A 12,558-nucleotide genomic window follows, 5' to 3' on the forward strand; every position below is an offset into this window, starting at 1 on the left:
AACCCTTTACCCCAAGTTACAGTAGCCAACCAGGAAGTTTGTGCTTTTGGAACGGGTGACAATTCTGATGGGAATGCCACGTTTACGGCAACTATAGACAATCCTGAAATCGGCGCTATTTATAGCTACCAGTGGTATGATATTTCAGACCCTTCCAATCCTTTACCTGTGGGAACCAATTCACCTTCATATACAGTCACTGCAGCTACTACTGAGGCCAATAATGGAAACGTATACAAGGTGGTGGTCAATAATACCAATACGGGCTGTAGCTCCGAATCATCTGCTGTACTTACAGTGAATAACTGCGACATTGTTTGCGTATACAATTGTGATGGGAAGACCAACGGTAAACTTAGCCCGGCACTATTGGAACTGGGTAATACCTATCCCACACTACCTGCCGACTATGAGCTTATCTACAGAATTAACCTGAACGGCACACCAACGGACTTTACCGATGATACAGTGATCGTAGAAATCACGGTAAACATAGGGGAGTACGATCAATTTTTACTTGATCTGGCGAGCAGGGGGATAGACGAAACGGATTTTGAATCCGATTATAGGATTTCAGCTGGGCTCCGGAAAGTCACGGTACCCGTATTAATTCTTCCACAAGCACCCGGAGAAATATCCGATCTGCTGTTTCTTGATGATGAAGCTGATCTTTATGCATGGAACCGGGTAGATGAGCCCGCGGTAACAACAAACAATTCCGTTTTCACCCAGGGAGATCTGGCCCAGGGTTCGCTGTTCGCCAGGATTGGGTGGGAAATTCCAACGGCATTCGACACAGAGGGCAACCCAACGGCGAAGAAAAAATTAGATGGTTCCGGTTACGATATTGCCGTGATCTCGGATAGTTATGGCAACATAGGTAACTCAGGTGATGAGATTCAGAAGCCTGTAAATGTGGTGCTGGATTTGTCCGGTGGTGGAAGCGACGAAGGAAGGGCCATGCTCGAGATCATACATGACGTGGCACCTGGAGCTGACCTGCACTTCAGGACCGGCTTTATCTCGGAATACGACTTTGCCGAAGGCATCAGAGAGTTAGCGGATTTAACAGACAGTAATGGAGATAGGATCATAGACATAATTTTAGATGACCTCTCCTACCTAAAGGAACCCTATTACAAGGATGGTGTAGTGTCTCAGGCGATTGATTACGCAGTATCCAAAGGGATATATTACTTCAGTGCGGCCGGGAATTTCGGAGACAAATCCTTTGAAGGCACCTTTGCTCCTGTTGCCACGCCTGATCCTCTGATATATCGCCACCAGTTTGATACGAATGACGGTCTCAAACAAATGGACGTAGACGAAGGATTATATGTACTCGGCCTGCAGTGGGATGACAATTATTATTCATTGGGTGAAACCGATGGTGCCCAGGTGGACCTCGACATTTATCTGACGGATGCCGCTGGGAACAAACTCTTCGGTTACAACTGGAACAATATAGGCGCGGACCCAAATGAATTATTATACTTCAGGGTGCTCAATCCCACGACCACCTATCTGATGATCGAACAGGAACTTGCTCCGGGGCAGACCACTCCTGCGTCAGGTGTGGATTTTAAATTTATATTCTTCCGTTCTGGTGACGATGGGGTCTTGGAAAGTTCGTCTGATCCAAATGATTTTGTAGAGGGTGGCTTAGGGTTTGCCACCGTTGTGGGTCATAACAATGCACCTGGAAATATAGCCATAGGTGCTGTAGGCTGGGATGCGAGTCCAAATTATGGCCTGGATACCTTTGCAGCCAAAGGGTCCTCTTCCCTGGGTGGATTTTCAGACGTAAAACAAGTTGTCACAGATCCCTCCGGTGGGGTCACTTCCACTACCTTGGTCGCAAGGGATCAGCCTACATTAATGGGGCCTACAGGGGTGGTAACCTCCTTCTTTGGGATCCCATACACCCAGCCGACATCTGGGGATACTTTTCCATTCAGCTTCTTTGGTACTTCTGCTGCTGTACCTCATGTAGCTGCCGCTGCAGCCCTGCTGATGGAAGGAGTTGAGGGCTTTTTGAAGGATGCTTCGGGAAGTTATACGGTTTCAGATCCGGAAAATTACACTCCGGATAAGCTGTTGATCGAGAATGCTATTGAAATGTTGGGTAACCCGGGATATGATGAGAAAAATGGTTTTGGGTTTGTCTCTGTTGACGGTGCCCTGCAATCCTTTGCAAACCCTATTCCATCCTTCGCCCAAAATCCTTTTTACGACGACCTGCAGGGAACCACTTTGTATTCGGGTGATGGTACCACACCTTCCCTGGTGTTCATTCAGGGGGCTTATTTTACCGATCAGTCAGTAGTCCTCTTCCGGGAAACTGAGCTTATTTCAAATCCAGACCTGGTAGATGCCAATGGCGACCCGAAAACCAGCGGAGACCTGGGTGCTGATGACGAGAACACCTTCTATGTACTCGATGGGAATACTATCATGGTTTATTTGGGGACCTATTTCGGGAATCCCCTTATATCTGTATATACCCCCCCTGGCAGTAATACCAACGGGACAGATGGAGGCACTGATTCAGAAGAGCTGCGAAATATAGACAAGGAGCCCATTGTGATCAGGCCTGATGATGATAGCCGGCTTTATGGTCAGAATAATCCGGATTTCACTTTTACCGTCTACAGTAAGGACCCCCAGGCAATTAATCAGGTAGGGGCTCCGTTGCCTGATGCAGAACAAGATCTGTTCAAAAATCTCGCTCTCATACAGTTCAGCTTCTCTTCTTCTGCAGATGCCAGTTCCCCGGCTAATCAATCGGAAACCATTTCTATAGCCATCAAATTGGATGATAATACAGGAGCTCCCCTGGTTGATGCGGCCATCCTAGAGCTCTACGATGTACAGCAGACGGATTCGAATGGTGATCCGGTATTTGACAGTGATGGCTTTCCTCTGATAAATGAAGATCTATATCGGGATGGTAATTTGGTTATTAACACCATGCCCGTGGTCATTGAGCCTTACCTGGAGGATACAGACGGTTCAGTAATCACCACCTGGGAATACGGGACACCCATACCTCCCATTGCTTATAAGTACACCTACGGTGAACCTGACGGGCAGGTTCCTCCCAATCTGGATGAAACTGCTTTGACCAACGCCCTGGATGCTAATCAGCTTAACGGCATCAGTTTTGTGAACGGATTTAGTTTTGTAAACGGATTTAGTTTGGTCAACGGTTTCAGTTTTGTGAATGGTGAACCTACCCTCAATGGATTTTCCATGGTGAACCGGGCCTTCTTTGCTTCGGAAACGACAGAAGCCAACGCGGACACCGCCGCTGCGAACGGATTTTCTTTTGTAAACGGTGACGGAACGGAGAAATTGATCCCCATTAATGTGAGCTTAATAGATCAGGTGCAGGAGGATGAGACTACAATTACTTCAGATATTGTGTTTCCATTCCAATATGAGCCTCTGGCCAATCCAAATGGTTTCAGTTTGGTAAACGGCTTCAGTATGGTGAATGGTTTTAATTTTGTCAATGGCTTCAGCTTTGTCAATGGCTTCAGCTTTGTGAACGGCTTTAACCTGGTAAATGGCTTCAATTTGGTCAATGGCTTTAGCTTTGTCAACGGCTTCAGCATGGTGAATTCGTCAAATTATGGGGCGAATACCCCGGATACGGCCCTTGATAATGCGCTCATCCTGTTAACCAATTTGGATGCAGATAACAGTCAGGTGGATGTGCCTATTACCCTGAAGGCAGTGAATGTGCTTACCGGCCTCGAACCGGGTACACAATGTATTGTACCTGGTGTGATTGCTAACGACAATTTCAGGATCTACACAAAGCCGTTTTGTTTTGAAGTGACGTTTGACAATCCGGTGGTAAGCTGCAATGACCGTATCAAGGCAGTGGACCTTTGTAAACAACCCGTTTCAGACTATCCGAATCCGGCCATTACCACAAAGTTGACGTTTACCTATGAAAATCGTCTGGAAGTACCCATTTATGTCGAGTTTACAGGGGGTACCACCTCTGAAAACTTTTTTAAGGGAAATGCTTATTTTGAAGGGTCAGCACCCTCTTTCTTCCTGCCCGGTATCCATTCGTTTGAAGTGTATACGGATGGCGGTAACCTGCAGTGGCAAATCAAAAGCCCGGGCTGCAAAAGTGCGTTCAAATCGGCCAACGGTTCCAATGCAGACCCCTGTTCCAACAATCTTGTGGTAGATGAACAAACCTTCAGTAGGGAAGCGACAGAAGATGTAAGCACCTCTGTGTATTATCCCAATCCCGCAGTTGACTATGTAACACTGGACATCGGGGCAGCACCTGCGTCTTTCTCCTTGCATATATATGATGAGGTTGGAAAACTGATAATGGCTAAAGCATACCCCTTAAACACCTATTATGAAGTACCTGTGGATATCTCAGCATTAAAACCCGGGATGCTTTATTTCGTCCTGAAAATAAATGGCAGGGAAACTGAAGTGTTCAGGATCATTAAAAAATAACTATGACTAACTCAAAATAAACAGCTTACCCCCTGGTTTAATCTGTTTCCTCTTTTTTCTGAGAGAACAAACGTCCCAGGCGGAACTTTTCGTCATCAAATTTTTTAAAGAAGATCAGGCTTTTCCTGGACAAACCGTCCTCCATAAGATAGCTGAGCGGCGCTGTGCGGTCAAACCCCCTGAGGACTTCCTTGGTGATTGCCATTATGGGCAGGGCCAGGATCATTCCCGGAATACCCCAAACGATGGCTCCAATGAACAAGCCGAGAATAATAAACAGCGGGTTGATCTTGATACTGGGCCCCATGACATTCGGCGAGATCAGGTTGCCTTCTATTTGTTGTATCAGGATATAGAGGGCCACTACGGCAAAGGGTTGCCACAGGGTGTCTGACAGGATGAGCATATAGGAGAAGGGGAGGACCACCCCAATCGTGGTACCCACATAGGGGATGATCTCCAGAAAACCAGCGAGAAAGCCCCAGAAATAGGCGTAGGGTACACCAATTATCCACAAACCGGTCCCGATAAGAATTCCAAGGATCAGGATGACGATGCCCTGACCCATGAGGTACCGTTTTGTCAGGAATTGTATTTTTAAGAATAACGTTTCCAGGGACTTCCTGTGTTCTGGAGCTACCTGTGTGAGGAAAAAGTTCTTGAAGGCTACCCGGTATAATAACATGAAATAGGTGAGCAGTATGATCAGGACGATATGCGCCATAACCGTAGTGGTTGACGCCAGACTATCCTGAATAAAATCTATGGGAACATCCACCATGGAGTTCACATTTTCATCTACCCATTGCCTGGTCGCCTCGGCATCTAACTGGAATTTCTGGTCGATCCAATCCATGATCAGGGTCATCTTTTCCCGTAGTTTTTCCTTGGAAGAAGGCAGGCTGCTGAAGAGTATGCGCGACTGGTTAAAGAAGAAGCCCAGAACCAGAAGAAACGGAATTACCGCTGTGATGTAAGAAACCAGTATAGCCAGGATCTTATTCCGTATGAAACGTTCAATAAAATTGACAATCGGGTTAAGAAAAAGGGCGAGTAAAACGCTGAACAGTACCGGTATCAGGATCACCTTGGCTGCTATGAGGATCCATACCGCCAAAGTGGTGATCCCGAGTAAATAAAAAATATTTCTCAGACTAATTCCGGCATTTTTCATTGGTATTCAGGGCATAGACCTACACGAACTGTGTCATGAATTCGTAAAACTCCTTTTTGAGTTCATTATACATTTCCCGTTCGGTCTGGATTTGTTCTCTGAAATCTTTGTGATAATCATACAACACCCGATCCATAGAATTTTCCCCAACTTCGTAATGTTTGGACATATTCAGTTCGTGGGCATGTATGCGTTGTTTGAAGCCTTCGATTTTGGTGTGGTGGATGCGAAACCGGTTTTCAAAATGGTCGAGCTTGCTGAGGAATCCCTTCTCATCACTTCGGTTAATGATATCAGCTAGTCGGTTTTTGAATATTTTGATCTCGTCTTCCCAAAAATCAAGTTCTCTTTGCCACTGTTGGTGTTCAAAGTGGATATCCTCGTTAAAAATGGGCTTTGTTTCCATATTCGTCATTTTTTGCAATTCGTTAGACATACCCCAAATCTAGGTGGAAAGGGTGGGGAATAAAATGACATTGGTCAGCATTTGCTGCATGATACAGGTCATTTACCCTGAGTAGGCTAATCGATACCTTTGAGTGTACTCAGCTATCCCAAAGAATAATGAAAACGGCAAAACCCATAGGCGTCGGGATTCGTCACTTTTTTGTTGAAATTGGTGAACTTTCCCTCTTTGCAGGCCGCTTTTTCAGGGAAGCACTAAAACCCCCATTTGAATTCAAGGAACTGTTGCGCCAGTGTTACCATATGGGGAACAGGTCCCTTTCCCTGGTACTGGTTACGGCATTTATCATTGGTTTGGTCCTTACGCTTCAATCCAGGCCTACCCTGATAGAATTTGGCGCGGTTTCATGGATGCCCAATATGGTTGGGATATCCATTGTACGGGAACTGGGGCCGGTAATCACTGCACTGGTTTGCGCCGGGCGGATTGCTTCTGGGATCGGCGCGGAATTGGGTTCCATGCGGGTCACTGAACAAATTGATGCCATGGAAGTGTCTGGCACCAACCCCTTCAAATACCTCGTAGTTACAAGGATTCTTGCCACAACCCTGATGCTCCCACTCCTGGTGATCCTGGGTGATGCTGTGGCCCTTTACGGTTCTGCGCTGGTGGAGTTTTTTAAAGGAAACGTCTCGTTCCAGTTGTATTTCAACCGGGTTTTTGATGCCCTGGATTACGGGGATCTGATACCCGCTACTATCAAATCCTTCTTTTTCGGGTTTGCTATAGGTCTTGTGGGGTGTTTTAAAGGCTATTACAGCAAGAAGGGAACCGCTGGTGTTGGTCTGGCTGCGAATACAGCAGTTGTTTTTACTTCCATGCTGTTATTCGTTATTGACTTTATTGCAGTGTTCATTTCGGATATTTTTTACGAATTATGACAGAAACTGTCCTACATAAGAAATCAAGTCCTCAGGAGGAACACCGAAAGGTGATGATCCATATCGATGATCTTTACAAGAGCTTTGGTGACAATCATGTCTTGAATGGATTCCATATGAAACTTTACGAGGGTGAGAACCTGGTGGTGATGGGCAAATCAGGTTCGGGGAAATCAGTGATGATCAAATGCCTGGTGGGTCTTATGCGGCCAGACAAAGGTTATGTTTCTGTAATGGGGGAGGAGATCACTGCTATGGACCGGGAATCCCTGGACCGCCTACGATCGGATATCGGCTTTCTCTTTCAGGGGAGTGCCCTGTATGATTCGATGACCGTAAGGGAAAACCTGGAATTCCCTATGCGCAGGCATAAGGAAAAACTGGGGTATATAGAAGATACTTTGCCTTTGGTGCTTGAAGCACTCGAAAGCGTTGGTCTGGCTCATACTATGGACCTGATGCCCGAAGAATTATCCGGGGGGATGAAAAGGCGGGTAGCCCTGGCCCGGACCCTAATCTTGCAACCTAAAATAATCTTATACGACGAACCCACGAGCGGACTGGATCCGATCACAGCAAAGGAAATCATTGAGTTGATGCGGAGGATACAGGAGCAATACGGGACATCCTCCCTGATCATAACGCACGATGTGGATTGCGCCCGTGTGATCTCTGAACGGATGATCCTCCTGGTGGATGGAATTAATTATGCGGAAGGGACCTATGCTGAGCTGGTACGTTCAAAAGATCCCAAAGTAGAAGCTTTTTTTAAGAAATAGGAAGATGGAAAAATCTACAGTACAGAAGTTTAGATTGGGCATTTTTGTGGTCCTGGGAACTGTCTTGTTAGTGGTGGCCTCCTACCTTATTGGGAACCGGCAGAACATGTTTGGGAAGACCTTCACCGTTGAGGCGGTATTTAAAAACGTCAACGGGCTCCAAAAAGGAAATAATGTGCGCTATGCGGGAATCAATGTAGGAACAGTCAAAGATATCGATATGCAGAACGACACGCTGATCCGGGTGGAGATGCTGATCCAGGAAAAAATGCAAATGCATATTAAAACAGATGCGATAGCTACAATAGGTTCGGACGGTCTGGTGGGGAGTATGATCGTGAATATTATCCCTGGAAATGGGGACGCTCCCCTGGTCCAATCCGGGGACAGGATCATTTCCTACAGTCGGATTGGGGCAGAGGATATGCTGAGTACCCTCAACGTAACCAATGAAAATGCAGCTCTGTTGACAGCCGACCTGCTTAAGGTGACAACAGCCCTCAGAGAAGGGGAGGGTACCCTGGGCAGGCTGCTGAACGATACGGTAATGGCTAAGAACCTGGAACGAACTGTATTCAATATCAGGAGGGCAAGCAACGAGGCTGATATTATGTTCAGGGAACTGAACAAATTGGCCAAAGGGATAGAAAACAGGAAAAGCGTAGCCAATATATTGCTCATGGATACCCTGAGCGGGCAGCGTATTCAGCAAATCATGCACAATCTGGAAACTTCAAGTGAGAATATGGCGGTGGTTACCCATGAACTGGATAGTCTGGTTAAGAAAGTTCGCGAAGGTGAAGGAATGGTCAATTACCTCACCCAGGATACGCTTCTGGTGAACCGCTTAACTGCTACCATGAAAAATATCGAAGAGGGAACCGCTAAATTCAATGAAAACATGGAAGCCCTGAAACACAACTTCCTCACCAGAGGGTATTTCAGAAAGATGGAAAAAGAAGCCCGTAAGGCAGCTGAAAAGCAGAAGTAACGGAAGTTGATCTAAAAAGGTTGCCTGATGATCGTCTTCCATTTTTCAGGGGCAGCCCGGCGGATGTCAGAAAGGTAAATTTCATGATGCTTTCCCTTAAGGGTGCCCCCTAATCCATGAATATAATCGTGTACCTTCCTGATGGTTGGGCCTTCTTCCGAAAAGGGGCCAACATGCAGTATTTGTGCCGCCCTTCCTTCCTCGTAAGGTTCAAACCTAATGCGTTCCAAACCCGGCAGGACTTTTTTCTTACAGACGGTTTCAGACACCTCGGCTACCAGAGTTTCGGGGATGAATTCGGGTTGCATGATCATGGCCGTCCAGTACCACTGCTCTTTTGCGCTCCGTTCAAAGGCTTCCATTTGGTCTGCCCACCACAATCCTTCGAGTGGCATTACTCCGTAATCAATGGCCAGTGGCCCTTTTTTTACAGTAAACTTCAAGGCATAGGATAAGGAAAACAGGGCTTCCACGGCTTCTTTATAGGCAACGGAGGTGTTGGGATCCCCCTGGCCGTCTATCTTTAAAAAATTAAACACAGGCACTTCCACGGTTACCACCTCAGAGGCACGAGGTTGATAGAGGGGTTTCAGTTCTTTCTTGACATCTCTTTTTATCATCATCTCAGCATTTATGTGCTGCTACTTCATAGCCAACTACTTCAGGATTCTTTTTTGGTTTTGCCTTTGTTCTTGAGGTACCTGGGATCGCGTTTGGCCCAATAATATCCTTTTACTCCTTCCACCCACTCATCGTACATAAAAATTAGGGTAATCTCCTCCAGGGTTTCAATAACACCCAATATGATCATGGTATAGAAGAGCCAGTAGACCGGGCCAAAAAACAGGATCCAAAGCACAAATGCAGACTGCACTATAGCAGAAATTTTTGCCAGATAGGTGTGGAAAGCAGTGGCTTTACCATACTTCCTCAGGGCAATTAGCATTTGAATGATATAAGGTACAAAGGCAACTCCGATCAGCACGAAATTTTCGCGCATAAAATCATATTCAAATATGAGCAAGCCGAACAAGGCAATGATGAGGGTGAGCTGGTCCCCATAAGAGTCCAGTTGGGAGCCCCTTGCACTTGATATGCCCAGCTTCCTTGCCAGGTAGCCATCTATGGCATCAGTAGCATAACTGATCATCATAAACCAGGAAAACAACTCCCGTTCTCCCAGCCAGATAAAGACAATAAGAATGGGGACGGCAAAGATTCTGTAGAATGAAAACCAATCTGCAATATTGAAATCCCGGAACAACCTCATACTAAGCAGGATCAGATTTTGATGATATCCGTTGGCGTTTCTACCAAAATAGTGATATCCCCGCGAATGGCAATGGGTTGTTTCATGATGTCTGGATGGTGCTGTATCATTTTGATCCAGTCCTCCGTAGATAACTCATGTGGTGCAAACTTAGCGGTGTAGGCCGGATGGTCCTGATTCACTAGTTCTGCCACTTTTATGCCCAGGCGGTCAGCCAGTTCAACCAGCTGTGTACCGGTAAGGGGGTTTTTAAGGAGGTCTATTTCCTGTACAGGCAGACCTTCTGCTTTAGCATAGGCCAGGGTTTGCCTGGCACGCGTACTTTTAGAACTGTAATAAAGGGTAATCTGGCGATCCGATGTGGCAATTTCTCCCATGACTATTGCATTTTATCTTTTGAATAAGCGGCTAACCCCTTTCTCATGGGGTTGTTTATAAATTTAGCCCAACCCCTGGCCGGGAAAAATGACCATTGTCATGTAGATCAGGTAAGCCGGAATGACAACCGTCATTTTGTTTCCTGCTGCTTTTTAATAGTTTCCTGCTTTAATCCCAACACTTAGCGCTATGAAATCCATATTGTATGCCACCGATTATTCGGACAATTCCATTCCCGCTTTCAAATTTGCCTGGAAGCTCAGTCAGAAGTTAAATGCACCTCTTTATGTCATTCATGTATTTGATATCTCGGCTACATTCATTAGTACTGTGAGCATTGCCTATGCAAGGATGGAAGAAGCTGCTTTTATGAAACACGCTGAAAAACTCCGTGAATTCTGTCTGGAACACCTCGATATTGAACCTGATAAAGAGAAATTGATTACCGTGGTGGCCGAGGGAAGTATCCCTTGTACCACGATTCTCGAGAAAGCAGAAGAGTTCAAAGCTGAAATGATCATTGCCGGCAAAACAGGAAGTTCTCTGGTCAAGGATCTTTTGATTGGCAGCACGGCGACCGGACTGATTGAAAAATCTTCAATCCCGGTGATGCTATTCCCCACATCCTTTGTTTCCGGCAATATCAAAACCATTGTATATGCCACAGCCTTTGAACAGGCCGACATATTCGCCATTCGCGATCTTGCCAGTTGGGCTTCCCTCTTTGGGGCAAGCCTGAAGGTTTTCCATGTATCTCCTCCTTCTGAATATGCCGGTGAGGATCAGATGGAGTGGTTTAAGGAGATGCTTTTCCAGAAAGTACAGTACAAACCTATTTCGTTCGAACTACGATTTGATGAGGATATTTTCGAATCGTTAACGGACTATCTCAGGCAGGAAAAAGCCGATCTCCTTGTGATGTTGGAACGCGAAGGACAACATCTCTTCAGCGGAATCTGGCACAGGGACCTGGTAAAACGGATGAAGGCCCAAATGGATATACCCTTACTCAGCATCCCAAAAAATACAGTGCATTCCCCGGAATATTCCTGATCGGGAAGGGGTATCCGCAGCTAAAGATATATCCAGAGATTTAGGCGGATTATGAAAAAGCGGATCTACATATTGATGTTTTTATCGGTGTGTACCTGCTATGTACCACAATCGTCACAGATCAGGGCCGGGATTGAGGCGCCTTTTTCGACATCTGTGGTGATGAAGGCACTGTTCTGTCAAAGTACTGGTTATAATCACGGCACACAGGCGGGAGATAATAATGTCAGAATGAATGCCGAGATTCAGGAGGCAGAAAACTGGTTTTCAAGAGGAAGCTCGTTTTGGGGCTATGGGTTCTGGTTCTTCCAGGTACTTTCTCACTTTCTGACCATCCTTGTATTAAATAGTTTATTTGGAAAGTTCTTTGCAAAGGTGAATCGTCTTGCTGGGGGTAATCCCTTAAGAACCCTTGGAATGGGCCTGCTCTATCTAATAGGGCTCCCCTTGATTGCCAGCTATAGTTTGCTGGCCCTTTTGGGCCTGCCCTTTGCTATATTGCTGCTGCTCCTTTTTGTGCTGAGCTTATGGTTGGGGGATTGCCTGGCCGCCCTGCTGGCTTGTCATTTTCTGAATTCCAGGAATGAGCGTTCCTGGAATTTCTGGACGGTTGTTTTGTTAAGCCTGGGAGTGGTTGTTGTGCTGGATCTCTTGCTGTTTTTTCCCATCCTGGGCATCTTATTATATCTGGCAGTACTGGCTTACACCTTTGGAACGCTGGCGAATATGGTGCTGCAATCAGCAAGTATCCGCGAATTACGGGCCAGCTTATTTACTTAAAATGAAGCATATTAAAAAATAGCCATATGATTACGGAAATAAAAAGAAATAAGGTCGATATCAGGCTCGAAAGAGTGGTGCTAAAGGGAATTTTGTCAATCCCCCAGGCTCCTGTGGGACTGGTGCTGTTCTCTCATGGCAGCGGCAGTAGCAGGTTAAGCACACGAAATAATTTTGTAGCCGAAGTACTGCAGAAGGAAGGAATAGCAACCCTGCTGTTCGACCTGCTCACTGAGGCCGAGGACCGGGACTATGCCATGCGTTTTGATATTCCTTTGTTGACGGAGCGATTGGT

Annotated in this window: 11 protein-coding genes and 1 pseudogene; 7 read left to right on the plus strand and 5 right to left on the minus strand. The window is 46.1% G+C overall.

Translation table 11 applies throughout. The features are described from left to right. A partial coding sequence (locus tag AC4E7D_RS05605) for a S8 family peptidase (RefSeq protein WP_490172831.1) occupies positions 1–4,491 on the plus strand: 4,491 nt, incomplete at its 5' end. 37 nt (positions 4,492–4,528) lie between these two features. Here the strand turns inward: AC4E7D_RS05605 and AC4E7D_RS05610 are convergent. Further along, complete coding sequence (locus AC4E7D_RS05610) at positions 4,529–5,665, minus strand: AI-2E family transporter (RefSeq protein ID WP_490172832.1); 1,137 nt, start codon at positions 5,663–5,665, stop codon at positions 4,529–4,531. 19 nt (positions 5,666–5,684) lie between these two features. Beyond that, positions 5,685–6,071, minus strand: a complete 387-nt coding sequence (locus AC4E7D_RS05615; RefSeq protein ID WP_490172833.1) for a hypothetical protein — start codon at positions 6,069–6,071, stop codon at positions 5,685–5,687. Positions 6,072–6,229: 158 nt separating this feature from the next. On the opposite strand from AC4E7D_RS05615, the gene AC4E7D_RS05620 reads away from it, so the two are divergent. From AC4E7D_RS05620 to AC4E7D_RS05630, 3 genes are read left to right on the plus strand one after another with little or no spacing between them, the layout of a single operon-like run. Next, on the plus strand, positions 6,230–7,012 hold the full coding sequence (locus AC4E7D_RS05620) for an MlaE family ABC transporter permease (RefSeq protein ID WP_490172834.1): 783 nt from the start codon (positions 6,230–6,232) through the stop codon (positions 7,010–7,012). Continuing rightward, positions 7,009–7,791: an ABC transporter ATP-binding protein gene (locus tag AC4E7D_RS05625; protein ID WP_490172835.1), complete on the plus strand. Its 783-nt coding sequence runs from the start codon at positions 7,009–7,011 to the stop codon at positions 7,789–7,791. Before AC4E7D_RS05620 ends, AC4E7D_RS05625 begins: the two co-directional genes overlap by 4 nt. 4 nt (positions 7,792–7,795) lie before the next feature. After that, positions 7,796–8,782 carry an MlaD family protein gene (locus tag AC4E7D_RS05630; protein ID WP_490172836.1) on the plus strand — a complete coding sequence of 329 codons (987 nt, stop codon included), beginning with the start codon at positions 7,796–7,798 and terminating at the stop codon, positions 8,780–8,782. Between the two features lie 11 nt (positions 8,783–8,793). On the opposite strand, the gene AC4E7D_RS05635 is transcribed toward AC4E7D_RS05630, so the two are convergent. Genes AC4E7D_RS05635 through AC4E7D_RS05645 form a run of 3 tightly spaced genes read right to left on the minus strand, consistent with a single transcriptional unit; the run spans position 8,794 to position 10,429 of the window. Further along, positions 8,794–9,405, minus strand: a complete 612-nt coding sequence (locus AC4E7D_RS05635; protein ID WP_490172837.1) for a GyrI-like domain-containing protein — start codon at positions 9,403–9,405, stop codon at positions 8,794–8,796. A gap of 38 nt (positions 9,406–9,443) precedes the next feature. Further along, positions 9,444–10,052: a CDP-alcohol phosphatidyltransferase family protein gene (locus AC4E7D_RS05640; protein WP_490172838.1), complete on the minus strand. Its 609-nt coding sequence runs from the start codon at positions 10,050–10,052 to the stop codon at positions 9,444–9,446. Positions 10,053–10,063: 11 nt separating this feature from the next. Next, the gene (locus AC4E7D_RS05645; protein ID WP_490172839.1) at positions 10,064–10,429 is read right to left on the minus strand and encodes an arsenate reductase family protein; all 366 of its coding nucleotides are present in this window, start codon (positions 10,427–10,429) and stop codon (positions 10,064–10,066) included. 190 nt (positions 10,430–10,619) lie between these two features. On the opposite strand from AC4E7D_RS05645, the gene AC4E7D_RS05650 reads away from it, so the two are divergent. The 3 genes and pseudogenes from AC4E7D_RS05650 to AC4E7D_RS05660 all read left to right on the plus strand — a co-directional run. Beyond that, the gene (locus tag AC4E7D_RS05650) at positions 10,620–11,483 is read left to right on the plus strand and encodes a universal stress protein (RefSeq protein ID WP_490172840.1); all 864 of its coding nucleotides are present in this window, start codon (positions 10,620–10,622) and stop codon (positions 11,481–11,483) included. A 51-nt stretch (positions 11,484–11,534) separates the two neighbouring features. Then, a complete protein-coding gene (locus AC4E7D_RS05655; protein ID WP_490172841.1) occupies positions 11,535–12,263 on the plus strand; it encodes a hypothetical protein in 729 nt (242 codons plus the stop codon). A gap of 26 nt (positions 12,264–12,289) precedes the next feature. Then, positions 12,290–12,558, plus strand: a pseudogene (locus tag AC4E7D_RS05660) (alpha/beta hydrolase); the annotation flags it as partial.

This window comes from Lentiprolixibacter sp. (genome assembly GCF_982873095.1).